This window comes from Corynebacterium sp., from assembly GCF_030532195.1.
Taxonomy (GTDB): Bacteria; Actinomycetota; Actinomycetes; order Mycobacteriales; family Mycobacteriaceae; genus Corynebacterium.
In genome coordinates this window covers 58746-83620 of sequence record NZ_JAUNLP010000006.1, presented here as the reverse complement: position 1 = coordinate 83620, position 24875 = coordinate 58746, and the positions used below count along the sequence as shown (strand labels likewise).

At 59.1% G+C, this 24875-nt stretch carries 25 protein-coding genes and 1 riboswitch; of the genes, 11 read left to right on the top strand and 14 right to left on the bottom strand.

Annotation, left to right across the window (positions count from 1 at the left end):
- Positions 1–8 precede the first annotated feature (8 nt).
- The 3 genes from Q4E11_RS07755 to Q4E11_RS07745 are packed head-to-tail and all read right to left on the bottom strand — an operon-like array spanning position 9 to position 2791.
- Positions 9–797 carry an ABC transporter ATP-binding protein gene (locus tag Q4E11_RS07755; RefSeq protein WP_303164952.1) on the bottom strand — a complete coding sequence of 263 codons (789 nt, stop codon included), beginning with the start codon at positions 795–797 and terminating at the stop codon, positions 9–11.
- Positions 794–1783, bottom strand: a complete 990-nt coding sequence (locus tag Q4E11_RS07750) for an iron ABC transporter permease (RefSeq protein WP_303164951.1) — start codon at positions 1781–1783, stop codon at positions 794–796. Before Q4E11_RS07750 ends, Q4E11_RS07755 begins: the two co-directional genes overlap by 4 nt.
- A gap of 15 nt (positions 1784–1798) precedes the next feature.
- Positions 1799–2791, bottom strand: coding sequence for an ABC transporter substrate-binding protein (locus Q4E11_RS07745; protein ID WP_303164950.1), 993 nt, complete (start codon positions 2789–2791; stop codon positions 1799–1801).
- A gap of 76 nt (positions 2792–2867) precedes the next feature.
- Here Q4E11_RS07745 and Q4E11_RS07740 point away from each other — a divergent pair, with 76 nt between their 5' ends.
- Both Q4E11_RS07740 and Q4E11_RS07735 read left to right on the top strand, forming a co-directional pair.
- Complete coding sequence (locus Q4E11_RS07740; RefSeq protein ID WP_303164949.1) at positions 2868–3371, top strand: hypothetical protein; 504 nt, start codon at positions 2868–2870, stop codon at positions 3369–3371.
- 5 nt (positions 3372–3376) lie between these two features.
- Complete coding sequence (locus Q4E11_RS07735; RefSeq protein WP_303164948.1) at positions 3377–3922, top strand: GNAT family N-acetyltransferase; 546 nt, start codon at positions 3377–3379, stop codon at positions 3920–3922.
- A gap of 6 nt (positions 3923–3928) precedes the next feature.
- Here Q4E11_RS07735 and Q4E11_RS07730 read toward each other — a convergent pair whose 3' ends face one another.
- Positions 3929–4891 (bottom strand): amidohydrolase family protein, encoded by a 963-nt coding sequence (locus Q4E11_RS07730; protein ID WP_303164947.1) that lies wholly within the window; start codon positions 4889–4891, stop codon positions 3929–3931.
- A gap of 2 nt (positions 4892–4893) precedes the next feature.
- Positions 4894–6315, bottom strand: coding sequence for an MFS transporter (locus Q4E11_RS07725; RefSeq protein WP_303164946.1), 1422 nt, complete (start codon positions 6313–6315; stop codon positions 4894–4896).
- Positions 6316–6479: 164 nt separating this feature from the next.
- Between Q4E11_RS07725 and Q4E11_RS07720 the strand changes: the two genes are divergently transcribed.
- Entirely contained in the window at positions 6480–7370 is an 891-nt protein-coding gene (locus tag Q4E11_RS07720) for an Lrp/AsnC family transcriptional regulator (RefSeq protein WP_303164944.1), read from the top strand.
- Here Q4E11_RS07720 and hisN read toward each other — a convergent pair.
- Both hisN and Q4E11_RS07710 read right to left on the bottom strand, forming a co-directional pair.
- Positions 7351–8142: a histidinol-phosphatase gene (hisN, locus tag Q4E11_RS07715; RefSeq protein WP_303164943.1), complete on the bottom strand. Its 792-nt coding sequence runs from the start codon at positions 8140–8142 to the stop codon at positions 7351–7353. The genes Q4E11_RS07720 and hisN overlap by 20 nt on opposite strands.
- 10 nt (positions 8143–8152) lie before the next feature.
- On the bottom strand, positions 8153–9013 hold the full coding sequence (locus Q4E11_RS07710) for an inositol monophosphatase (RefSeq protein WP_303164941.1): 861 nt from the start codon (positions 9011–9013) through the stop codon (positions 8153–8155).
- Positions 9014–9060: 47 nt separating this feature from the next.
- Here Q4E11_RS07710 and prfB point away from each other — a divergent pair, with 47 nt between their 5' ends.
- The gene (prfB, locus tag Q4E11_RS07705; protein WP_303164939.1) at positions 9061–10173 is read left to right on the top strand and encodes a peptide chain release factor 2; all 1113 of its coding nucleotides are present in this window, start codon (positions 9061–9063) and stop codon (positions 10171–10173) included.
- 22 nt (positions 10174–10195) lie between these two features.
- Here the strand turns inward: prfB and Q4E11_RS07700 are convergent, their stop codons facing one another.
- Entirely contained in the window at positions 10196–11563 is a 1368-nt protein-coding gene (locus tag Q4E11_RS07700) for an HNH endonuclease signature motif containing protein (RefSeq protein ID WP_303164937.1), read from the bottom strand.
- 364 nt (positions 11564–11927) lie between these two features.
- Here Q4E11_RS07700 and ftsE point away from each other — a divergent pair, with 364 nt between their 5' ends.
- The 4 genes from ftsE (at position 11928) to Q4E11_RS07680 (ending at position 15713) form a co-directional block, all read left to right on the top strand.
- A complete protein-coding gene (gene ftsE, locus Q4E11_RS07695) occupies positions 11928–12617 on the top strand; it encodes a cell division ATP-binding protein FtsE (protein ID WP_303164935.1) in 690 nt (229 codons plus the stop codon).
- A gap of 34 nt (positions 12618–12651) precedes the next feature.
- The gene (ftsX, locus tag Q4E11_RS07690) at positions 12652–13554 is read left to right on the top strand and encodes a permease-like cell division protein FtsX (RefSeq protein WP_303164934.1); all 903 of its coding nucleotides are present in this window, start codon (positions 12652–12654) and stop codon (positions 13552–13554) included.
- A 69-nt stretch (positions 13555–13623) separates the two neighbouring features.
- Entirely contained in the window at positions 13624–14535 is a 912-nt protein-coding gene (gene ppk2 / locus Q4E11_RS07685) for a polyphosphate kinase 2 (protein ID WP_303164933.1), read from the top strand.
- Between the two features lie 65 nt (positions 14536–14600).
- Positions 14601–15713 carry a 3-hydroxyisobutyryl-CoA hydrolase gene (locus Q4E11_RS07680; protein WP_303164932.1) on the top strand — a complete coding sequence of 371 codons (1113 nt, stop codon included), beginning with the start codon at positions 14601–14603 and terminating at the stop codon, positions 15711–15713.
- Between the two features lie 12 nt (positions 15714–15725).
- Here the strand turns inward: Q4E11_RS07680 and Q4E11_RS07675 are convergent, their stop codons facing one another.
- Entirely contained in the window at positions 15726–16670 is a 945-nt protein-coding gene (locus Q4E11_RS07675) for an AAA family ATPase (protein ID WP_303164930.1), read from the bottom strand.
- A gap of 55 nt (positions 16671–16725) precedes the next feature.
- The gene (locus Q4E11_RS07670) at positions 16726–17484 is read right to left on the bottom strand and encodes a YwiC-like family protein (RefSeq protein ID WP_303164929.1); all 759 of its coding nucleotides are present in this window, start codon (positions 17482–17484) and stop codon (positions 16726–16728) included.
- An 84-nt stretch (positions 17485–17568) separates the two neighbouring features.
- A riboswitch (FMN riboswitch) is annotated at positions 17569–17737 on the top strand.
- A gap of 10 nt (positions 17738–17747) precedes the next feature.
- Between Q4E11_RS07670 and pnuC the strand changes: the two genes are divergently transcribed.
- Entirely contained in the window at positions 17748–18470 is a 723-nt protein-coding gene (pnuC, locus tag Q4E11_RS07665) for a nicotinamide riboside transporter PnuC (RefSeq protein ID WP_303164928.1), read from the top strand.
- Positions 18471–18503: 33 nt separating this feature from the next.
- Entirely contained in the window at positions 18504–19163 is a 660-nt protein-coding gene (locus tag Q4E11_RS07660) for a hypothetical protein (RefSeq protein WP_303164926.1), read from the top strand.
- Here the strand turns inward: Q4E11_RS07660 and Q4E11_RS07655 are convergent.
- Both Q4E11_RS07655 and Q4E11_RS07650 read right to left on the bottom strand, forming a co-directional pair.
- The gene (locus tag Q4E11_RS07655; RefSeq protein WP_303164924.1) at positions 19160–20806 is read right to left on the bottom strand and encodes a peptide chain release factor 3; all 1647 of its coding nucleotides are present in this window, start codon (positions 20804–20806) and stop codon (positions 19160–19162) included. The two genes, Q4E11_RS07660 and Q4E11_RS07655, sit on opposite strands and share 4 nt — an antisense overlap.
- Before the next feature lie 102 nt (positions 20807–20908).
- The gene (locus tag Q4E11_RS07650) at positions 20909–21781 is read right to left on the bottom strand and encodes a Cof-type HAD-IIB family hydrolase (RefSeq protein ID WP_303164922.1); all 873 of its coding nucleotides are present in this window, start codon (positions 21779–21781) and stop codon (positions 20909–20911) included.
- 161 nt (positions 21782–21942) lie between these two features.
- Here Q4E11_RS07650 and Q4E11_RS07645 point away from each other — a divergent pair, with 161 nt between their 5' ends.
- On the top strand, positions 21943–23394 hold the full coding sequence (locus Q4E11_RS07645) for a glyceraldehyde-3-phosphate dehydrogenase (protein WP_303164921.1): 1452 nt from the start codon (positions 21943–21945) through the stop codon (positions 23392–23394).
- A 10-nt stretch (positions 23395–23404) separates the two neighbouring features.
- On the opposite strand, the gene pth is transcribed toward Q4E11_RS07645, so the two are convergent.
- Both pth and Q4E11_RS07635 read right to left on the bottom strand, forming a co-directional pair.
- Positions 23405–24013, bottom strand: coding sequence for an aminoacyl-tRNA hydrolase (pth, locus tag Q4E11_RS07640; protein WP_303165097.1), 609 nt, complete (start codon positions 24011–24013; stop codon positions 23405–23407).
- A gap of 131 nt (positions 24014–24144) precedes the next feature.
- Positions 24145–24786, bottom strand: a complete 642-nt coding sequence (locus Q4E11_RS07635; protein ID WP_303164919.1) for a 50S ribosomal protein L25/general stress protein Ctc — start codon at positions 24784–24786, stop codon at positions 24145–24147.
- Between the last annotated feature and the right edge of the window lie 89 nt (positions 24787–24875).

Sequence of the window (24875 nt, the reverse complement as noted above, 5' to 3'; positions counted from 1 at the left end):
CCGAAGCTTCACTGCAAGTAATCACTGTCTATCGGACCTCGAATTGCAAGAACGGTCTCGCCGTGATCCGTCGTTGTCAGCTCACCGCGCACACCAAATACCTGCCGAAGCAGGTCCGGCGTGAGAATGTCATCGGGGAGTCCGTCAGCAATAACGCTACCAGCCTGCAAAACGATAAGACGGTCACAATACCTGGCCGCCAACTCCAAATTGTGCAGCGCAAGCACGACGGCAGTGTGGTGCTCATCGCCCAAATGCCGCAAAATCTCCATCAATTTGTACTGGTGCCGCGGATCAAGGTGGTTGGTGGGTTCGTCGAGCAGCATATGAGTGGCATGCTGCGCCATCGCCCGCGCCACCATCGCCCGCTGCACCTGACCTCCGGATAATTCGCTGAGCCGCCGCTCGCTCAAATCCGTCAGGTCCGTATGGGTAAGTGCCTTGACGACGATCGCCTCATCTTCGGCATCCGGCGTTGCGAATGGGCCGCGTCCAGCGGTGCGCCCCAGCTCAACTACCTCGCGAACTTTCAGGGGGATGGCTGGTCCGGAGTGCTGAGCCACGTAGGAGAGCTGTTTAACTCTTTTCCTTCGAGGCAGACTCGCGAGGGGGTGCCCGTCGTAAAGCGCTTCGCCGGTGAAATCATGGACGCCTGCAAGCGCTTTGAGCAGCGTCGATTTGCCGGATCCGTTGGGGCCGATGAGGCCTGTGACGCCGGGGGAGTCGATGGAAAAGGTGATGTCGTGAATGACATCGACTCCGCGAAAGCCCGCGTTTAATCCCTTCACCTCGATCATGCGCGAACCTTTCGTTTGAGGATGAAGAAGAATGCGGGCACACCAATCAGCGCCGTGATGACACCGACGGGGAGTTCCTGCGGCGCGAAAAGTGTGCGTGCAATCGCGTCGGCGATGACGAGTGCCAGCGCGCCGACCAGCGCCGACAGAGGGATGAGTGTGCGGTGAGCGGGGCCTGCGACCATGCGCACGGCGTGTGGCACGATGAGACCGACAAAGCCGATGGCGCCGACGGAGGCCACGGTTGCGGCGGTCATGAGAGACACAGCAATCAGCACGGCGTAGCGCACCGCGATGACGGGAATGCCCATGGTGTTGGCGGTGGCATCGCCAAGGGACAGCGCATCGAGGTAGCGCGCCAAGATCCACAGAATGACCGAGCCAATCAGCCCGACAATGCCGACGACAACGACCGTGTTCCACCGTGCGGCACTGAGCATGCCGAGCAGCCAGAAGAGCACCCCGCGGGTGGATTCCGCATTGCCGGACGAGGTAATGATGAGTGAGGTCAGCGCCTGGAATAGATAGCCAATGAGCACACCGGTTAAAACCACGCGGGTAGGGCTGGCGTCACTGCCGCGCAGCAGCATAATGAGCAGTCCGAAGGAAGCGAGCGCGCCAACTGCTGCGCCTGCGATAATGCCGAGCTGCCAGGTGGAAAACATGATGGCGACAACAGCGCCGGTGGAGGCACCAGAGGATACGCCGAGGAGATAGGGCTCGGCGAGGTCATTGTGCGTGATGGCCTGCATGACCACACCGCAGACAGCGAGCACCGCGCCGACAAACGCCGCCATTAGAATGCGCGGGATGCGCAGCTCCGTCAGGATGGACATTCGCAGCGGCGACGGTTGCTCGACCGCTGAATCCACGATGCCACGCAGTTCATGAAAGCTCAGTGAGCTGGCGCCCATGGTCAGCGAGATCGCCATGGCGACGAGCAGGAGAACGAGGGTTCCTGCCGCAAATAACCAGGTGCGATTCACTCGATTCCGACGCACTTAGCTGGCCTTCTTTTCAGCGATGCCATCCTGCAGCGCCTTCGACATTTCATCGACAGCCTCCAGGGAACGAGCGCTGGCAGAAGCGGTCACACCGGGGATAACGATGTAGCGTTTATTGCGCACAGCGTCCATTTCCTTCGTGCCCGGATTATTTTCCAGGTCAGCAGCCTTTTCCTGCCACTTATCGCCGGGCTCACCGCGTGCTGGCAGGTCGCCCAGGATGATGACATCCGGATTGGCTTCCGCAATTGCTTCCCAGGAAACCTGCGGCCATTCCTCATCGACATTCTCGAATGCGTTGGTCATGCCGACGGTCTTGCCCATCTCCGTGACAATGGAGGGACCGCCCGCGACATAGGGGGAGCCGCCGACGGAAGAGTAGAGCATGAGGAATGTGGTGCCCTCAGGTGCCTTGAAAGAGTTATTCAGCGATTCCTGCTGCTTCTTAATCAGCGCTGCGGCCTCGTCCTCGCGGCCAAAAATCTGGCCGAGCTCGGTGAGGTCACGTTCCAGCAGCTCGAAGGTGGTTTTTCCAGCGTTGTCGCCATAGTCGGGGCATTCCGTATTGGAGACGTATGTCGGCACCTTCAAATCTGACCACTCATGGCGCGGCCCGGCCATATCCGGAGTAAAACTCTCCTCGAACGGGCTCAAGATGAAGTCGGTGTCAGCATCGCGCAGTTGCTCGGAAGTTGGCACCGAAGGGGAAATTTCCTTCAGCCCCTCAAGGCCATAGCCCTTTGGCGGTGCATCCTTTTGGTGGCCGTAACCGACCATCTGATCCTTGGCTCCGAGCAGGAAAAGCGTGTCAGTCGAACCCTGCTCCAGTGTGGATGCACGCTTAGGGGGCACACTGACACTGATCTTCACGCCGCAGTTGTCGAAGGTTGTGGCTTCGGCGCTTGCCGCCTGCTCATCGTCTGTCCCGGAAGAGCAGGCGGTAAGCGCCAATCCGGCGACGGCAATGGCAGGAACAATCTTGAGGCGCATCCGGCACTCCTATTTCCCTGGGATAATCAACTACCAATCAATCAATTACTTGAATGATAACGCGTAACCTGGTGCCATGAGATCAATGCTGACCAGCTTCACTTGGTCCGAGGTGCCGAACGTCCTTTTCGTTTACCTGCTCATCATCGCGATTCCCACCGCACTCGCGTGGGTGGGAGCCGTATGGTTAGCCAAGCGGTACAACGAAAAAATTGCCTATGGCCAGATCGGCGTTGTATTCGTGCTGGCATTCGCAACCTGCTTTGCGACGCTGTCGTGGATGCCCGCCGGCGAATACAACTACACGCCCTGGCAGGTCTTCCTCAGTGGTTTCGTGATGGTCATTCTCGCCGTGGCCGCCATGATGCGCGTGCGCGCACCGTATCCCAATCTGCTTCCAATCTGGTGGGCTGCCGTCGCTGGCTACTCGTTGGCCTGGAGCATTATTGCTGGCACCGATGACACCACGGGGCTGTGGGGCGTCGGCCTCATCTTCCTGCTCCTCGGCCTTATCGCCGGCATCGGAGCAGTGGGGTGGCTGACGCTCGCAATTCGGAAACTTTTGGCAAAGGAGAACTAATCTTTATGAACCGCACTCTCCGTCCCCTCACACATGAGGATATCTCCTGGGTAACCGCACTTTTCCAGGCCAACGCCCGCGACAACCTGACCGAAGAGCAACGCCGCACTGGCGGATTCGTCCAGGGCAAACTCGACGCCGACATGATTGCGGGGCGCATCAATGGTCCTGCGTCCGTCGTCACGCTTATCGACGGCCGTGGCGTCGGCGCCATCCTGACTGCGTCGGCCGACGAGTACACGCAGGGCCCACCGGCATTGGCAGTGGCGGCGGCGAAGGAGGCGGGGCTCACTGATTTCTACCTGTATGGTCCCGGCGTTGTGGCCGAAGAATTCCGTGGTCAAGGCATTTTGCGAGCGCAGAAGGGCGAGTCAATCCGCATTGCGAGCCAGGCCGGCAAATACCGTTGGGCGGTGGGCTTTGTCGAACACGCCAACCAGCCGTCCATGATTGCGCATGAAAAAACTGGGTGGCAATCCGTCGCGACCTTCAGTTTTAAAGACCGCAACTATGACGTGATTGCGCACCCAGTGCCCGCGCTGCAGAATTAAATCCCGCTAGATTCCGTACAGTCGTTGCGCATTGCCAAACAGTACCGTGTCAATCTCGTCTGGGGTGAGATTGGCTTCGCGGATGTAGCTAAACGCGCGGACATACTTTTCCTTTTGGAAGTACGGGAAATCCGAGCCGCCTAGAATCTGGCGAATGCCAAAAGTTTCCGCAGCTAGCCGCAGTGAGGGCTCGTGGAAATTGGCCGCGTCGAAGTACATTTCGCGCAATTGCTGCATCGGGGAGGCGGGGAAGGCATCCCAGTCCTCGTAGTTATCTTCGATGCGACGGGCGAGAAATGGCAGGTCACCACCCAGATGCGCGATGTGGAAGGTGATGTGGGGGAATCGCCGCGGCACATCGGCCTTTATCAGCTGCAGCGCCGCAGTGGCGTCTTCCACCGGTGCACCGTTGACCCACTCCAACTGGTCGCTCAGCAGCATTTTCGAGCATGCGCCGGAACCTGTGGGGTGGATATTCACAATTGCATGGCGCTCATTGAGTGCTTCCCACACCGGATCCAACGATGAATCATTGAGGAAGAAATCGCCCATCGTCACCGTGGAAATGGATACGCCCAGAAACTGCAACTCGTCGAAGATATGGGGAATTTCCGCAAGCGTTTCGTCGATATGCGGCAGCGGCAGCGCGCCGTATGCGAAGAAACGGCCGGGGTAATCGCGCACAATCTCGGCGTACTGGTCATTGACCAGGCGGGCGGCGGTGAGCGAATCCTGCGCGCCCGGAAGCGATGGCACCTGCGGCGTGACGGCAATAATCTGCGTTTTCACGCCGGCGCGATCCATCCACTCAATGCGTGCGGACATTTCCGTATCGCTGGAGTCCGCATTCATGCCACGGGCGATTGCAATTTCTTTTTCAGGACGCCCATGCTGTGCCAAAAAGTCCAGGTAGCGCGCTGGGAAAACGTGCGCATGCGTGTCGATTGCGTTCTCGTGACCGTAATTCATAATCAGTCCAAAACAGTGTGGTTAGCGTCGATTTGGCTTTCATTCTTGTGTCGCGCGGCAAGCGATAGGGCTGTGGCCACCACGCCCATCACAATGCCGATAGTTGCCAGCGTATTAAGTCCGCTTGCCGACGGCACCGCCGCCCCCTCGTGAATGACAGCCATGGTGGCGGTAACGGCAGCCACCATTGCGGAGGAAATTGCCATACCAATCGAGCGCATCAGGGCGTTGACGGCGTTGGCCGAACCGGTTTCTTCAGCCGGTGCGTACTTGACAATCATCATCGGCAGGCCGGCGTAACCAATGCCGACACCAATGGCGACAACCGTCGCCCACACGATGACCATTACACCGTTGGGGTCTAGTAACAGACGACCGACGTAGCCGAGCGTGGTAATTGCCGAGCCAATGGTCACTACCAAACGAGCACCGAAACGCGCCGCCAGGCGAGCACTAATCGGTGCGACGGCGAACATGGATGCCGCCGACGGCAGCATAGCCAGACCCGCGGAGCTGGCATCCCAGGCAAAACCGCCCTCTGCAACCGGGTTCTGCAGCTCAAGCGTGGTCAGCAGCAGGTTGGTGAACATCAAAATACCCAGCAGGATGGAGGCGATGTTGGTCAGCAGGATTGGTCGATCCGCAGTAGTGCGCAGGTTGACCAGCGGGGAGTCCAGGCGCAGCTCAAAGTAACCCCAGGCGATGAAGATGGCAATGCCGACAATGAACAGGCCGATGGTCAGCATGCTGCCCCAGCCCCAGGCGCCGCCCTGCGAAAGCGCGGTCAGCACAGCGGTCAGTCCCAGCGACATCAGGATTGCGCCGACGTAGTCGAAGCTGCCCTCATTGTGAGAGGTATCCGCTGGCACGAACATAAAAATCAGCACGATGGAAATGGTCGCCATGAGTGCGGCGAACCAGAACATTGCCTGCCAGCCGAATGCAGACAGAATCACGCCACCCAGCGGAATTCCCAAACCGCCGCCGATACCCAGCATGGCGCTGAGCAGGGCCAATGCGCCGCCAATGCGCTTTGGCGGAAGGCTGTAGCGCATCTCCGCCATGGCGACCGGAATAAGTGCGGTGCCCATGCCCTGCAGCGCACGGCCGATAATCACCGTGGTGATGCCACCAAGCGGCGCAATCATCGAGCCCACCAACACCAGTGCCATGGTGAAAATCATCATGCTGCGGCGCGGCAGCAGGTCACCGAGGCGACCGATGACCGGTGTGGCAATAGCACCAGTTAGCAGGGTAGAGGTGACCAGCCAGGACACCGTCGTAGCACTGGTGTCCAGGATTGCCGGGAACTGTGGCACCGCTGGCACCACAAGTGATTGCAGCAGTGTTACCACCAGACAGGAAAATGCCGCTACGGCAATCAGTGGCGTGGGATTCACCGCGGCTTGTTTGGTGTCACTCACGAAGTAAGCCCCTTTTCTTGTATTTATCGGATGACTCAATCTGACGTCGTCACATTAAAGGGACTCATTTCACGAAAATAGTAGGATGCAAGGAAATGACAATATCGCAATAAAAAGCGCTAAGAGCGTCAACTAGTGAAAATAGAATGCAAGAAACCGGCAAAGTGAACAGCAAACTGGACTACAAACTTGATGACCTCGACCGCGGCCTAATCGCAGCTATCATCCGCCACCCAGAGGCGTCGTATGCGCAGTGGGCCGAGGAGACGGGGGCGTCGTCACGCACTGTCGCGCGCCGGTTCGAGTTACTGACGCGCCACAAGGTGTTGCGTGTCCACGGCCGCACGCTGCCTGGTTTTGGCGGGCGAATTGCTTGGCTGACGCGTATTTATGCCGCGCCGGGGCGGCTCGGGCCGATTGCCACCGAGCTGGCGGCGTTGGAGACAACGCGCTGGGTGCGCCTTTCGCGTGACCGCGGTGAGCTGATCTGCGGTGTTATCACGGTGCCATCTATCTACGATGACCTGCTATTTCGTCTGCACTCCACCGTGCCTGCGCGCGATATTCAGGTTCACCAACTGCTCGAGGTCTGGGGTCAGCCGGGCAGCGTGACGTCCGGCGCGGAGACCATTGACGACATCGACCGCCTACTGCTTACCGCCTACGCCAAGGACGGTCGCGCCACTGCCGCGCATCTCGCCGCGGAGCTGGGGATTGACGCTGCGACGGTTTCTCGGCACCGTCGCAAACTTGTCGATTCCGGCATTCTCTACTTCGAAGCCGACGTGCATCCGGAGGCCCTGACGTCTACCGGCGACATCAATCTATGGCTGCGCGTGAGTCCTGGGTATATCGAAAAATTGGGCCGTCACCTGCGCAGTCTCCCCGAAACACGGTTCGTCGCCGCCACCTCTGGGCAGCATCAAATGATGGCGAACGTGGTTTTGCCGAACGCCTCCGACATCGTCCGCTTCGTCGATTCGCTTGCGGGCTTAGGCATCATCGACACGGAAATCGTGCCGATGGGCCACGCGCTTAAGCGTTCAGGCGCTTGACGACGGCATCGTGAAGCAACCCGTTCGTCGCAACTGCGTCCCCGCCGTGCGGTCCGTCGACGCCCGCCAGGGAAGTGAATCGGCCGCCAGCTTCCTCGACCAAAATTGCCAGCGCAGCCAAGTCCCACAGCGATACCTCCGGCTCGGCGGCGACATCGACCGCGCCCTCTGCCACCAGGCAGTATGAGAAAAAGTCACCGTAGCCGCGCAGACGCCAGGCGTCGTCGGTCAGCGCGATGAAGTTCTCCCGCAGGCCACGATCCGCCCAGCCGGAAAGCGAGGAGTTGGAAATCGAGCAGTCGGCGATGTCCGCGACCTTCGACACCTCAATGCGGCGCTCGGTGTCCTCCTGGCCGCCAACGCGCACGCGCTTGAACGCGCCCTCGCCCTTCGCCGCCCACCAGCGGCGGCCCAATGCCGGGGCGGAGACCACGCCGACGACCGGCTTGCCATCCTCCAGCAGTGCAATCAGGGTGGCCCAAACGGGAACATTGCGTACGAAGTTTTTCGTCCCATCAATCGGATCAATGACCCATTGGCGCCCCTCAAACACCGCTTCACCACCGAATTCCTCACCGAGGACCTCATCTTCGGGGCGCTTTTCAGCCAGAATCTCGCGCAGCAGTTTTTCGCAGGCGATGTCGGCGTCGGAAACTGGGGTGAGGTCGGGCTTGGACTCGACGACTAGATTTGCCGCCTCAAAGCGAGACATTGTGAGGTCATCGGCTGCGTCGGCAAGCGAAAGTGCAAGTGCGAGGTCTTCGGTGGTCATGGCCGAAATTCTAGCGCAGAACCTCGCGCAGCTCAGCGACCTGGCCCGCAGACCCCGCCAGCTTCCAGCGGCCAACCGACACGCAGTCGCCGCCCGCGCCCTCAATCAGCGCGCGGCCTGGCAACCAATCCCACGGAGCGACATCGCGCTGGAACCAGACACCGACGCGGCCATCGACGACACCTGCCATATCCACCGATGCCGAACCGAGCATGCGCCAGGTAGCGCAGCGTGACACCGCATTGAGCCACGACTTCGTCGCCGTGACCTCGGACTCCTCCGTCGAGCTCACTACCGTGGTGTGCAGGTAGGTGGCGGCGCAGACCTCATTGAGCGGACGTGATTCCACCTGCACATCATCGACCGTGCCATTGAGGTTGATACGGGTAGTCGGAATCTCGGGGCCACCAACCCAGCTTTCACCCGAGGCGGGGCGGTGTACCGCGCCGAGGATGAGCTCCTGCGGCTCATTGGCATCGCCAACCACCAGCGCCAATGCGCTGCACCAGTAGTCCGAACCAGTGGTGAAGTTATACGTGCCATCTACCGGATCGATGACCCACGTGCGACCGGACTGCGAATCCTTTGCGGACCCCTCCTCGCCGAGGATGCCGTCCTCCGGGCGAAGCGCGGCCAGTGCATCGACGACGAACTTCTCCGCTGCTCGGTCGGCCGCGGTGACTACGTCGGAAAGCGAAGTTTTGTACTCCGTGACCAGGCCTTCGTCGCGCATACGAGCGGCGATGGCGGCGGCGCGTTTGACAATCGCCACCGCGATGCCCATATCCGTCGCGGCGATGGACTCAGACATCTGATCGAGGAAGAGTGCAAGGTCTTGGCTGGTGTCGTGAGAGGCGGAGGATTCAGACATACGTCCCATTGTGCACCGAAACTAGAGGTATAGCTAAGGTAGTACCCGTGAATCCTGATCTGAATGCTGACCTCAAAGAACTCGACGCGACGCTGACTACCATTGAGAAAGTGGTCGATGTCGACGAGCTTTCTGACCGGATCAGGGAGTTGGAAGCGCAGGCCGCTGACCCGTCGCTGTGGGATGATCCCGACCACGCGCAGCAGGTAACCAGCGCATTGTCGCAGGCACAGGCGAAGAAAAAGAAGATTGACTCGCTGCGCGGGCGTCTGGACGATCTTGCCGTTATGTACGAGCTCGCCGAAGAAGAGGGCGACCCAGATGCCATCGAACTGGCCGACGAAGAACGCGCTGACCTGCGCTCCGATATTGAGTCCCTCGAGGTCACGACGATGCTCTCCGGGCCTTATGACGAGCGCGAGGCCGTCATCAACATCCGTTCCGGCGCCGGTGGCGTAGATGCTGCCGACTGGGCTGAGATGCTGATGCGCATGTACCTGCGCTGGGCCGACAAGCACGGCCACAAGGTCGAGGTCTACGACACCTCCTACGCCGAAGAAGCTGGTATCAAGTCTGCTACGTTTGTCGTGCATGGCGAGTACATGTACGGCACCCTCTCCGTCGAGCAGGGTGCGCATCGCTTGGTGCGCATCAGCCCCTTCGACAACCAGGGGCGCCGCCAGACCTCCTTTGCTGAAGTCGAGGTTCTGCCCGTGGTCGAGGAAACTGATCACATTGACATCCCTGAGTCGGATTTGCGTGTCGACGTCTACCGCTCCTCCGGCCCCGGTGGTCAGTCGGTGAACACCACCGACTCTGCGGTCCGACTCACGCACGTCCCAACCGGTATTGTTGTGACCTGCCAAAACGAAAAATCGCAGCACCAGAACAAGGCTTCGGCCATGCGAGTTCTGCAGGCGAAGCTGCTGGAGAAGAAGCGCCAGGAAGAACGCGCGGAGCTGGACGCGCTGGGCGCAGGGGGCAATGCCTCGTGGGGTAACCAAATGCGCTCCTATGTGCTGCACCCGTATCAGATGGTGAAGGACCTGCGCACTGAGTACGAGGTCAACAACCCGCAGGCCGTTCTCGACGGTGACCTCGACGGATTCATCGAGGCCGGCATCCGCTGGCGTATGGCGCAGCAGTCTGAGGAAGCTTAGTTTCCCTAGCTGTGCTTCTGCGCTAGAACGGGAGTTCATCTTCGGGGTCATCGAAGTGGTTGGTGTCTTCGGCGGCTTCGTCGTCTCCGATTGGGGTCAGTGCTGGGTCGAACCCGAGCAGAACCCGCGTCTGGTTCACAATCTCCTGTGAGTGACGAAGCACCTCCAAACGCTTTTCGTTGTATTCCTTGAGCGTCTTGGTCTTTCTTGCTTTGCGCAGGTCGAAAGAATAGCGACCATGACCGGCCATTGGTCCGGATTCAGTGCTGATTAGTGCTGCTTTTTCGGCACTCTTATCCGTTGCAGAGGTCCAGTACTCCACACCGTCGATATCGCGCACGACGTTCCATAGACCCGCCGTCTTTAAATTGTGATGGCGTCGGCATAGACAGTGGAGATTAGGTGTTTCGGTCTGTCCGCCGTCTTCGGGTGACTCGTGATTGTAAGGCGCTATGTGATCGATGTCGCATTTTGTCGCATCAACGTCGCAGCCGGGAAAACGGCAAGTGCCGTCTCTTCCCTGGACGTAGGCGCGCTGGCGTTCCGACGGAGTGTAGCTATTGGTTTTCTCATCGGCGAGTAACCGAACGCTGGATACTCGGTTGAGCCAGGATTCAGTGGCAATTTGGCTGATCCATCCGGAGCCAGCAAGCCAGGCCTGCTGAGGGCGGTCCTGGGTGAGTGGGCAGTAGAGGTTGAGAGTGGCAGTCACCTGTGCTGAACCGTGAATAAGGTGCGACAATGCCTCGACATTGTCGCAGTTTTGGTCTGCGGCGATGAGCTCGAGAACACTGTGGAATTCAAGTGCACGATCTGGCGCGAGCTCCATTCGAACCTCGGTGAAATGATCCCCTTCTTGAAAGTGAATCGACTCTCCAGCACGAGATTCCATTCCCTTCTTGATTGCGGCCTGTGGCGAATCGAATTCATCAATCGGGCACTTTAATGGGTCAATCTCGTTGACTATGCGCTGAATTTGCTTTTGAAAACTCCGCACACCGCGAAGAGCTTCACCACTTATCCTCGGCGTAATGAGGTCTAGCAGGCAGTCTTCGAAGTACTCCATTGCTGTTGCATCGTCCAACGGCAGTGCTGCTGTTGCTATTACCCGCATGTGAAGAAACGGCAGGTGAGCGCGGGCGAGCAGGAGTTTTTTCAACCGAGGCAGGCGTTGGAGCTGCATGCCGATGTCGACATATTGCAGAGTTCTTGTCCGTGATAGACCAAGTGAAGCCGCAATCTTTGCCAAGAAATGCTCAACATCGTCGGTTGATGACGATGGCACGCATGAAAGCGCAAGTTTTACGTCGGCGCGATTGCGTTCGAGCCCGAAGCGTGCGGGGTCGGTGTTAGAGATTTCGTGGTGAAACCGAAGCGACGATGCCTGCATGGCTTCGGCATAAGTTCTTTTCCGTGGACTTCTTTCCCCGTGGACCATTGCTAAATCCCCCTGAAGATAACGCGGTGATGGTGTAGTTACGGGTAGTGGGAATCGAAAAGAGTTGCTATTTGGTAGTGCTTCGAGTGTGGTCGGTACAGGTTTAAGGGCTGGTTATTTTGCTCTGGTATTTATTTTAGACGAACAGACGTTCCAGCGGAAGGGGATTTTCGAATTAAATAGAAGATATTTGCGAACAATGATGTTGGAATGTGTGCGGCGCGGGGGATTGGCGCTGCGAATATTGGCCGCGGCCGACCAAAAACTCCATAAACGAGAGTGACTTGAGTGACTGGAGTGGTTAGAGTGTCTAACTATGATCACTTTCGACGGAGTCACCAAGTCCTACTCCACCTCGAGTCGGCCAGCTCTGGATGACATCTCAGTGCATATCGAGAAAGGGGAATTCGTGTTCCTTATCGGCCCATCTGGGTCCGGTAAGTCAACGTTCCTGCGCCTGATGGTGCGCGAAGAAAAGCCGGACTCCGGCAAGCTGACCGTGGCGGGACAGGATCTTACGAAGATTTCCCGTCGTAATATTCCAAAGCTGCGGCAGAAAATTGGCTACGTCTTCCAGGACTTCCGCCTGCTGCCGAAGAAGACCGTGTATGAAAATGTCGCATTTGCACTGCAGGTGATTGGCAAGTCCAAGGCAAAAATCGACAAGGCGGTGCCTGACACGCTGGAAATGGTCGGTCTCGCGGGCAAGGCGAATCGCTACCCGCATGAACTGTCCGGTGGTGAGCAGCAGCGAGTCGCAATCGCGCGCGCATTTGTCAATCGCCCGCTCATTCTGCTTGCCGACGAGCCCACCGGCAACCTCGACCCAAGCACGTCCGGTGACATCATGCTCTTGCTTGATCGTATTAATCGCATGGGCACGACAGTCGTCATGTCCACCCACGACAATGATGCTGTCGACTCCATGCGTCGTCGTGTGCTCGAACTGGAGCTGGGGCGCCTGGTGCGCGATGATGCCAAGGGCGTTTACGGCCTGAACCGATAGAAGAATCCGAACTTTCGAAAGGTACTTCTGACCTATGAAGACTCGCTTCGTACTTGGTGAGGCTTTCTCCTCTTTGGGCCGAAACATCACCATGACGATCGCCATGATTATCACGACCGCGGTGTCATTGGCACTGCTGGCAACGGGAATATTGGTGACCGAACAAACTAGCCGAACCAAGGATCTCTACCTTGACCGCGTAGAGGTTCAAATTGAGCTCAGCGAAGAAATTTCGTCCAACGACCAGACCTGTACTTCTCCGGAGTGTAAGGAAGTCGTCGATAAGCTAGACGGCGCCGACGGTGTTGAATCGGTGACGTACAGAAATCGTCAGCAGAACTTTGATCATTTCGTAAAGATGTTCAAGGACAGTGATCCGGTGCTCGTGGAAAACGCCACCCCGGAGTCGCTGCCGGCGGTGGTTATGGTGCGGTTGGAAGATCCGACCGACGTCAGCCCGCTGGATCCGATTCGTGAGCTGCCGCAGGTCGATCATGTGACTGACCAGCGTGAAGAGGTCGGCACTGCCGCGCAGAACCTGGATTCGGTCCGCAATGCGACATTCCTGCTGGCCGGTGTGCAGGCGATTGCGGCTATTTTCCTGATTGCAAATATGGTGCAGATTGCGGCGTTCTCGCGCCGTAAGGAAGTTGAAATTATGCGCATGGTCGGTGCGAGCCGCTGGTTTACGCAGGCGCCGTTCGTGCTGGAGGCGGTCATCGCTTCGCTGATTGGTGGTCTGCTGGCCGTCGGTGCGCTGTTCCTGGGCAAGGCGACGGTAATCGATCCGGCGCTGAATAACCTGTACAAGGCGCAGTTGTTGGCACCGTTGACCAATTCGGACATCGGTGTTGTCGCGCCGATTGTGGTGATTATCGGCATGGTCTTTGCCGGACTGGTGGCGCAGGTTACGCTCCGCCTGTACTCCCGCGATTAGACGCCGATTGGGGCACGTCAGGAGAGTGCGAATGGGGACGTGCCGCGTGCGCCGGGTAAGCTGTGAACTATGAACAATGACGATGTCCAGCGCCCGCCGAAGCTCGATAAGAAGGCCTATGAGAAGGAGCTCAAAAAGCTCCAGGCAGAACTCGTCGAAATGCAGCAGTGGGTTGTCGAAACCGGTGCCCGTGTTGTCATCATCATGGAGGGCCGTGATGCGGCCGGCAAGGGTTCGGCCATTAAGCGAATCACTCAGTACCTGAACCCCCGTACCTGTCGTATTGAGGCCCTGCCGGCACCGACTAGCCGCGAGCAGGGGCAGTGGTACTTCCAGCGCTATGTTGAGAAGCTGCCGACCGCCGGCGAAATCGTGATTTTTGACCGCTCCTGGTACAACCGCGCTGGTGTCGAGCGTGTCATGGGCTTTTGCACCTCGCAGGAGTACCGCCGCTTCCTGCACCAGGCTCCGATTTTTGAGCGCCTGCTGGTTGAAGACGGCATCATCCTGCGCAAGTACTGGTTCTCCGTTTCCGACGAGGAGCAGGTTGCGCGCTTTAAGTCGCGTCGTGAAGACCCGCTGCGCCGCTGGAAGCTCTCGCCGATGGACCTGGAGTCCATCACCCGCTGGGAGGACTACTCCCGCGCCAAGGATGAGATGTTCATCCACACCGATATCCCGTCTGCGCCGTGGTTCACGGTGGAGTCCGAGGACAAGAAGCGCTCCCGCATCAACGTCATCAACCACCTGTTGACAACGATTCCGTATGAGCATATTCAGCGCGAGGTCCCCGAGATTCCGGAGCGCCCAGAGTCGGAGGGCACCTACGAGCGCCCGCCGCGCACTGAGTTCCGCTACGTCCCTGATGTCGCTGCCAACCTCGAGGCCGACCGCATCAACGCAGCTAAGGCCGTCAAGGATGCCAAGGGCGGCAAGAAGAACAAAAAGGGCAAGAAGAATAAAAAGAGTAAGAAGAAGTAACAGCGTGTGAAGGGGGCTGCTGGGGGTCCTTTCGCGAAAAAGTAATATGTGTCACACTGGGTGGCATGACTGTTACTGAAAATACTCATGGCACCACCGACGCGAAGGTGGTGCGCGAAGTCAGCGGGCGTTCTGGGCACCTTCGCCTGAACAGGCCGAAGGCGCTGAACTCGCTAGACGTGGATATGGTCGCTGACATCGTCGAAGGGCTGGACGCATGGCTTGACGACGGTGCGGTGGAGCAACTCGTTATTTCATCCAGTCACCCCAAGGCGTTTTGTGCTGGCGGTGACGTGCGTGCTGTGCGGCAGGCAGTATTAGATGGCGTTCCGGAGGAAGGGGAGAAATTCTTCCGGGATGAGTATGAAATGAATGCCAAGATTGCGGAGTTCGCGCGCGTCAAGCCGTATGTCGCAATCATTGATGGCATTGCAATGGGCGGTGGCCTGGGCGTATCCATGCACGGCTCGCATCGAATTGTCACTGAGCGGGCCAGTGCCGCCATGCCGGAGATGGCCATTGGATTTGTCCCCGATGTGGGAATTACTTACTTCTCGCAGCATGTGACCACTAAGTTGGGCGGTCCATCTGTGGCCGTGGCTCGTTTTGCGGGGCTGACCGGCTACCGACTGACCGCTGCGGACATGCTCTGGGCTGGATGGGCAACCCATGCCGTGCCATCGGAGAAGCTGGCCGACTTTGTCGCGGCCGTGGATGCCGATGGCATTGATAGCGCACTGGCAACGTTCGCAGTCGATCCGGATTCTGTGCAGGGGCGCGAACTTCTGGGGGAGCCGCAACTTGCCGAGTGGCACGACTGCATTGAAGCATCTTTTAACGCTGATTCCTGGGCGGAGATTGATCGCGCGCTCGGTGAGGCAGATGAGTCTGGTTCCTGCCTGCCAGTCACAGTGGAGACTTTCCGTGAGCTGCTGGCACCTGCAAATCCGGAGAGTCTCGTTGCCGCCGTTGAGCTCTATGTCGCAAACGCAGGGCCCGATGTCACCCTGAGGGATGCACTGGCCAACGAGATGAAAATGGGCGCCTACATGCGTACTCACGCCAACTTCGCCGAAGGTGTGCGTGCGGTGCTGGTGGATAAGGATCGCGACTCCACGTTCAATCCGGCTACGACGGCCGAGGTCGATGTCGAGACGATTCGTAGCCACCTGAACTAGCCAGTACCTGAACTAAACAAAGCTGTGGCGGCCGCTGGTGGGCGCGAAGTCATCGGCAATCATGGCCGCCAGTTCCAGGTAACTCCGGGCGGTGGCGGGTTGGAGATTGGCAAGCTCAATATGAGCGCCGTCAGCAATGTGCGGGTCATAGGGGATAACTTGCACGGCGCGGCAGCGTGGCGCAAATAGCTCATGCACAGTCTCCCGGGATAACCCCTGCCGAGTTAATTCATTAACCACCACAACAGTGGTTGAGACTAGGCGCTCAAAACCGTGGGCGGAAAGCCAATCCAGCGTGGCCCAGGCGCTTTTGACGCCATCGAGCGCGGGCGTGGTAACCAGCACCAGACAATTGGCTGATGTCAAGATCGAATGCGCAATTGGCTGCATCAGACCAGTGCCGCAGTCGGTAACAGTGATGTTGTAATGTCGCCGCAGAATATCCAGGGCTGCGCAGTATTCGCCGTCGGTAAGCGGGATAGTAGACGTCGGATCCTGGTCGGCGCCGACGATTTCAAGGCGTGACGACGTATGTGAGGTGTACGAGCGGACATGCGCGTATTTGTCCGTGTCGGGGCTGGTGAGCAGGTCGCGGATGGAGGCCGGATTGGCCGACGGCACCCGCGCGCTGAGTGTGCCAAAATCCGGATTGGCATCGATGGCGACGATGCGGTCGCTGCGGAGACTCGCCAGCGTCGAGCCGAGGCACATCGCCGTTGATGTCTTGCCGACACCGCCTTTGACGCTCACGACGGCGATGTTGTAGTCACCGTAAATCGGCTGGCGCACCCGCTCTACCAACTCGCGGTGCTTGCGTGCCGACGACGATTCCCGCGGTGACACCGCCCCGAACGTGACCTTTCGCACCCAGCTGCGCCACCCTGATTGTGCCGTCGGCGGCGAGGAAAATCCCGCGGCTAGTTCGGATATGGATAGTGCGTGATTGGTGGAAGTCATGGACATTCCGGCCCCTCCCCAAAATTTGTCCCCAAACGTTTTCCCCGCCGTATTTTTACCACGCAGCTAGGACTACGGCGACTCCAAATAGAGCATCGAGAATTCCGACCTGCTTCGGGGTCCACGGCTTGGCGCGTTTTGAACCGGAATAGGGCATGGCAAAGGACCTGATGAGCAGGGCGAAGGCGACAATCGGCACGCCGCTGCCGATGAGTCCTTGATCGCGGTAGACCAGCCAACCAATGAGGGCGGCGAGAAAGATGGCGACGTGATAGATAACGGAGCCGATGAGCCAGTTGCGGTCGCCGCGCTTGCGAATCAGGGTTTTGACATAGGGGACCGTGCCAACGAAATAGCCCGCGTACACAGCGGCGATGGCCCAGGCCTTGGGAGTGGGACCCGCGATAATCGGCACCATCAGGCTGGCGGCCAGCACTGTGGAAACACCGGAGAGGAGGGAGCGCGGCCTGCGCTTGTAGGTTTCCCAAATGGCGATAGCGGCCAGTGGGGCAATCAGGGCGGCCCAGGCGAGGAGGGAAACGTCGAGAAGCAATGTCGCGCACCCGGCGACGACGGTGAGTGCGGTGTACGTAGCGGCGGGGGCGAGATGGCGGTGCTGGCGGCGGGAGCGGAGCCACACGCTGACGGCGAAGAAGGCGAAATAGCCGAATAGCCAGGTAATTGTGACCGCGAATCCTGTCCAGGAGGGGTTGAGGGCGAGTGCGGTCAGCGGGGGAATGGTGACCATGAACCAGGCGCCGTGTTGGTCGGGAATCCAACCTGCAGAGCGCCTGCGGCGGGGCTTCGTGCTCATACTACGCAGTCTAGATACGCAATTAAAAAAGTTCACGTTGGATAAAACACATATGCATTCATAGGGATGGTGCTAACGTTGGAAGCACGTTCTCAGGGCGGGGTGAAATTCCCCACCGGTGGTGAAGCTGCGCGAAGCGCAGATAAGTCCGCGAGCGCTCTGTTTTACGGTTTCTAGGCCGTGAGACGGAGGTCAAGCAGATTCGGTTGGAATCCGAAACCGACGGTCATAGTCCGGATGGGAGAGAAGGAGTTGAATAAATCGTGGAACACGTGTCGGATTTGTTGGTAGGTTTCCTCACTGCGCAGCTCAGTGTGGCGGGGGCGCCAATCTTGATTCGTGAAATTGTTGGTAATCTTTTCGGTCTTGCCTGTGCCGTCCTCGGCATGAAGCGCAAAGTCTGGGCATGGCCAGTCGGCATTATTGGAAATGCCCTGCTATTTACCGTTTTCCTCGGCGGAGTTTTCCACACACCGCAAAACCTGGATCTCTATGGCCAAGCTGGTCGACAGGTCATGTTCATCATCGTCAGTCTCTACGGCTGGTTTAACTGGGTGAAGACTCGTCGCCAGACCGGTGGCGACGATGTCGCAATTCAGCCGCGGTGGGCGACGACGTCGGAACGCATTGGCATGGCATCCGTGGCCATCATTGCCACCGTGATCTGCGCCAATATCTTTGAAGCGCTGGGCTCGTGGGGGCCGTGGACGGATGCCTGGATTTTTGTCGGCTCGATGCTGGCAACGTGGGGCATGGCGCGCGGTTGGAATGAGTTCTGGCTGATTTGGATTGCCGTTGATGCCGTTGGCGTGCCACTCCTTCTCAAGGGCGGTTACTACCCGTCGGCCGCGCTGTACCTCTTCTACGGCTGCTTCGTTATCTGGGGCTTTATCTCCTGGATTCGCCTGGAGCACACTCACGAGGATGCGCCGGTGGAAGTGGAGACAGAAGCAGTGCGCAAGGAGCCTGCGGCTCACGTCTCCTAGGTGAGACTTGCATAGGTCGGTAGGATAGACCAGGTGAGTTTCCGACCAGATAATTCCCGTTCCGCCCGAGCCCACCAAGCAGAGGAGCGCGCCCGCCGACTTGTGCAGGATGTCCTCGATCGTGAGGAACGAGTGCGCAACAATCTGGCCAGCGCTGAAGTCGATCCGTGGGCGATGCGTTTCATCGTCGACGAGTCAATCTCTGAGGGCGCCATTGTTACGTGGCGCGACGAAGCCGTGCGCGCCCGCCGCCTGATGCGTCGATTCGATATCCAGAGCGGCTACCGCGAAAAGCTGCGTGAAGTGGAAAAACGCATCGATGCGATGCTGCATCTCGCCGAGTCCCTCGAGGAAGCGTGGGATGCCGCAGCACACGCATCAAAGAGGCTTTCCGACGCAGAGGCCCGGGATGCCGAGGCCTTCGAGAAGGAGCGAGAGCGGCAAAATGACGCAGCTGAGGTCAAGCGCCAGCGGGAGGAGAAGGTCCGCAGGCTCCGTCGTAAAGCGGAAAATATCGCCTCGGATGCCTGGGACGCCGGCCGCGAAGCACTGGATAAGCTGCCGCCGCTTACGACCTCGTGGAAGGACCTGACCAGCAAGTTCCGGTTCAAGAATGAAGAAGAGGCCCCTCGCGAGGTACGCCGTGCAACAGCACGCGACCTGCGCAAAGAGCCCCCACTGCCGGAGGACTAGTCAGCGACCAAGGTCTCCAGCGTGAACTCTGGGTGCTCCTTTTCAATAAAGGACAGCTTCCACTTGTCGCCAAAGAGCGCGATCAGCGCGCCATCGCTGCGGGTGAAGAGCTCCACACCGCGCTGTTTTGCCAGCTCCGGCGCGGTTTCTTCATCCGTGCGGCGGGCAACGGAGTAGGGGATGGGCTCGGCGATGGTCTCGACGTTGTACTCGTTTTCCATGCGAGCCATCATGACCTCGAACTGCATCGGACCGACCGCAGCCATGACCGGTGCGGCATCGCCGCGTGCGTCGTTGCGCAGAATCTGAACAACGCCTTCGGCATCGAGCTGCTCGACGGCCTTGCGGAACTGCTTGTACTTGCCCAGGCTCTTGGCGCGCAGCGTGCGGAAGTGCTCCGGCGCGAACTGCGGCATCGGCTTGAACTGCACCTTCGGACCGGTGTAAATGGTGTCACCAGGCGCCAGCGAACCAGCATTGACCAGGCCGACGATGTCTCCCGGGTACGCCGTCTCGACCGTCGAACGCGTGCGACCGAACACCGTCAGTGCGTACTTCGTGGAGAAAGAGCGTCCCGACTGTGCATGCGTGACTTGCATACCGCGGTCAAATTCGCCCGAAACCACACGCATAAACGCCAGCTTGTCGCGGTGGTGCGTATCCATACCGGCCTGCACCTTGAACACGACGCCAGAGAAGGGATCAGTGGGTTCGCGCTTTTCGACGATGGCACTTTGCCCGCCAGCCGCCGCTGCTTCAATGGCAGCCGGGTCGGATGCTCGCGGGCCTGGGGCCGGAGCCAGTGCGCAGAGAGTATCCAGAATCTGGTGGACACCCCAGTTGAGCATGGCAGAGGCGAAAACCACCGGAGAGGTATCGCCTGCCAGGTAGAGCTCCTGGTCGTGGTCAGCGCCGTCTGCTGACAGCAGTTCGGACTCCTCCGCGGCGGTCTCCCAGGCATCGCCCTGCTCGGCGCTGGCCTCTTCCGGGGTCAGGTGGCGCTCGGCGGCGATGGTGGCACCACCGGCGGTGCGCTCAAAACCGATGAAATGCTTTGCCTCGCCGTCTTCGCCGCGTTCGAGCAGACCGCGGAAGTCACCGGCCTCGCCGACCGGCCAGTACAGCGGAGTTGGCTGCAGACCAATCTCGGCGACAATCTCGTCCATGAGCTCCAGGGGCTCCTTACCCGGGCGGTCCCACTTGTTAATGACGGTGACAATAGGGATTCCATTGGACTTACACACACGGAACAGCTTCAACGTCTGAGGCTCGAGCCCCTTGGCGCCGTCGACAAGCATGACTGCGGCGTCGACGGCGGTGAGCACGCGGTAGGTGTCCTCGGAGAAGTCAGCGTGACCAGGCGTGTCGACGAGATTGATCATGTACGGTTCGCCATCGTGACCCTCTGGCTGGTACTCGAACTGCAGCGCGGAGGAGGCGATGGAGATGCCGCGGTCCTTTTCCATGTCCATCCAGTCCGAGACGGTGGACTTGCGGCCGGCCTTGCCGTGGACCGCGCCGGCCTCGGAAATGACATGTGCGTGGAGTGCCAACGCCTCGGTGAGCGTGGACTTACCGGCATCCGGGTGTGCAATGACCGCGAATGTCCGGCGACGAGCTGCTTCTTCGGCGAGTGAGGTCACGGGGAGACTACGCTTCCTTTAAAGAAAATCGGGACAAATACATCAGGGTTCAACCTTTCTAACTTACCGCCGGTGCTGCGAAAACAGCCAATTAGTTGAGCTCTAGTCAAGGTTGAACAGCTCGCGGAGTGTGGTGATGACCCCTTCATCCGCGTTGGACGGTGCCACCTCGGTCGCGCGGCGCTTGATTTCGGGGTGGCCGTTTTCCATGGCGTAGGACGTACCTGCGTGGTCAATAAGTTCCAGATCATTGAGGTAATCGACAAAGCAGACGGTCTCCTCGGCGCTCACCCCGATTGCCTCCTGAAGTGCGGCCAGGGCAGTGCCCTTGTTGGTATCGGCATCGATGAGATCCAGCCAATGCTGACCGGAGACTACCGCGCGGAGCTGCTTGCTCTGTGCCCGCAGGTAATCGGCAGCCTCATCCTCGACGGGGTAGGAGTCGAACACTGCAATTTTCACAATATTGTCATCGGCGGCAGCGGCCACGACATCGTCGACCTTTTGCAGCTTCAGGTAGTACTTCGCGGCTTCGTCGAACTGCAGCTGCTGGACTTCCTCCGGGATATTGAAGTGCGCCGGGAAGAACTCCGCATACGCGCTGGCTGCGCCGCAGACAATGATGGACAGGGGAGTCCGGCTGGTGGCCACGCGCTTTTCATTGAAGTCGCGGATTGCGTGGATGACAGTGGTGACAATCTCGTGGTCGATGCTGGTAACAGAGACGACCTCACCGGAGTATGCGACGTAGTTGCCGTTTTCGGCAATGATGGGAATGCGGTCGGCAATAGGGGCAAACTGATCTTGCAGTGTGGCGAATTGGCGGCCCGACGCCGGGGCGAATTGCACGCCGCGGTCAAGCAGCTGCTTTACGACGGGCCAAAAGGACTCAGGTACTTCCTTGGCCTCATTTAAAAGGGTGCCGTCCATGTCGGTGACGACAAGGCGGTAGGGGAGATTGGCGGTTTCCGTCATAAGCCATATTGTAACGCTCTAGCTGGGACTATCCGACCTCCCCCGATTGGGTGAAAGCTAGAGCACAACCCGGGGCACCCGCTGGGGAGAAAATGTCTGGAATTCGCGTTTACGGGTACTTTGAGGGTGAACTCATATTTACCCAAAGCCCAGGAGGATTTATGTCGGATTCGGCCCCCATCAAGCGCAATGACTGGAATGAGCGCATCAGCCTTGCAGAGCAGATGATTCCCCTCCTGGGACAGCTGCGTCGTAATAACGATGTTGTGACTTCGATCTTCGGCCGCCGCCTCGAAAACGTCACCGAGACCGACATCATCAAGTCCCACCGCTACGCTCGCCGTATTACCTCGCAGGAGCTACCGCTGGATCAGACCCTGCCGATTCTGCAGGAACTGGTCAAGATGGATCTCGGCACCGCCTCTATCGACCTGGGCGCCCTGGCTACCAGCTTTGAGGAGGAAGGCGGCGACCTGCGCGCATTCCTCGACCGCGAGCTTGCCGATGTAATCGGCGCTGGCTCCCACACCCCGAAGACTGACATTGTGCTCTACGGCTTCGGTCGTATTGGTCGCCTGCTGGCTCGCATCCTGCTGGCTCGCGAGGCCCTGTTCAACGGCCCGCGCCTGCGTGCCATTGTCGTCCGCAAGAACGGTGATGAGGACATCGTCAAGCGCGCCTCTCTGCTGCGCCGCGACTCCGTTCACGGTGCTTTCGACGGCACCATCTCCGTTGACCGCGAGAACAACATCATCTGGGCAAACGGCACCCCGATTCAGGTCATCTACTCCAACGACCCGGCAACCGTTGACTACACCGCATACGACATCAACGATGCGATTGTCATCGACAACACCGGCCGCTGGCGTGACCGCGAGGGCCTGTCTCAGCACCTGCAGTCCAAGGGTGTTTCCAAGGTGCTGTTGACCGCTCCGGGCAAGGGCGATATCAAGAACATCGTCTACGGCATCAACCACGACATCATCGAGGACTCCGACCAAATTCTGTCGGCTGCTTCCTGTACCACCAACGGCATCACCCCGGTGCTGAAGGTTGTCAACGACAAGTGGGGTGTGGAGTTCGGTCACGTCGAGACCGTTCACTCCTTCACCAATGACCAGAACCTCATTGACAACTTCCACAAGGGCTCCCGCCGTGGCCGTGCCGCAACCCTGAACATGGTTCTCACCGAGACTGGTGCAGCAAAGGCCGTCGCCAAGGCTCTACCGGAGTTCGAGGGCAAGCTAACCGGTAACGCTATCCGCGTTCCCACCCCGGATGTCTCCATGGCAGTGTTGAACCTGACCCTGGACACCGAGGTTGACCGCGACGAGGTCAACAACTACCTGCGCGAGGTTTCCCTGAAGTCCGTTCTGCGCCAGCAGATTGACTACATCCACTCGCCGGAGGTTGTCTCCACCGACTTCGTCGGCTCCACCCACGCCGGCATCGTCGATGGTCTGGCCACCATCGCCAATGGCAAGCACCTGGTGCTCTACGTCTGGTACGACAACGAGTTCGGTTACTCCAACCAGGTCATCCGCATCGCTGAGGAGATTGCCGGCGCCCGTCCGCGCGTCTTCCCGAAGCGTAAGCAGATTGACGAGCTCTAAGGATTTGTAGCTACCGTCCGTGCACCTGATTCTGGGCGATCTCCAGGCCGTGGCTAGCAATGAGCTCCACGGCCTCCGCCGCCTCAGGAAGCGTAAAAGCCAGCTCCTCGCGCTCCTTGGCATTGAAGTTACGCAGGACATAATCGGCCGGATCCTGGCGCCCCGGAGGACGGCCAATGCCGACACGAACGCGGATGTAATCTTTCGTGCCCAGCGACTTTGAGGTCGACCGCAGACCGTTGTGGCCATTTTCTCCGCCACCGCGCTTGAGGCGAATTACCCCGGGGTCCAAATCGAGCTCATCGTGGACCACGACGACGTCGGCAGGCGCGACGTTAAAGAACTTCGCCAGCGCGGCAATCGGCCCGCCAGAGAGGTTCATGTAGCTGCGCGGCTTAGCCAGAATCACCTGCCGCTCGCCACCATCGGAGGTCTTAAACCGCGTCTGCACAATCTCGGTGTTGGACTTTTTATGCACGCTAAACGACGACGGCATCGGAGACGTGCGGCTGGCTAGTTCATCCAGTACCAGTTGACCGACGTTATGGCGGGTCAGCTCATATTTGGGCCCAGGATTGCCGAGGCCCACGACAAGCAGGGGCGTGGTGGAAGCGTTCATGAGTTCAATCATGACATAAGGTGTGGGGTTATTCGGCTTCCTGGACTCTCGGTAGCTAGCGTGGAGCCCAAAAAAGGGGATGGACGCTATGTCCATCCCCTTTGTCAGTTAGCTAAGCGGGAACGCTGAAATTACTCAGCGGACTCCTCAGCCGGCTCGTCCGGAGTCTCGGCCTCGCCCATGCCCTCGATGTCGGCATCGACGTCACCAGCCGGCTCCTCCTCCGGAGCAACGATGTTGAAGATGAGCAGGTCGTCTTCGTCGGTGAGAACCAGACCCTCCGGCAGGGTAACGTCGCCGGCGTGGATCATGGTGCCGACCTCGGCACCCTCGACGGAAACCTCGATTTCTTCCGGAATTGCCAGAACCGGTGCGTTGACCAGAATGGTCTCTGCATCCTGCATGAGCAGAGCACCCGGAGCAACCTCGCCGGTCGGAACAACCGGAACCTCAACCTCGACCTTCTCGCCGCGGTGAATAGCCAGCAGGTCGGCGTGGTCGATGTCCAGGGTCAGAGCGTTCTGGTCGACAGCCTTAACCATGGACAGTTGGGACTCGCCCTCGAGGTTGACGTCCAGAACGGCGTTGACACCGTGGTTACGGATGACAGCGTGGAAATCCAGGGAGTCAACGAGGATGTGCTTCGGGGCCTCCAGGTCAGCGCCGTAGATGACTACCGGGATGTCGCCAGCAACACGGGCACGGCGAGCGGCACCCTTGCCAAACTCGGTGCGGTTACGAGCATCAATCTTGATGATGTTGGGCTTTGCCATGAAAATGGACTCCTAAACGATTCGATACTGAGTCGTCGAGTCGAGCACGTGCCGCATCCATGCCACGGTGGGCGCAAAAGTTGGGCTGC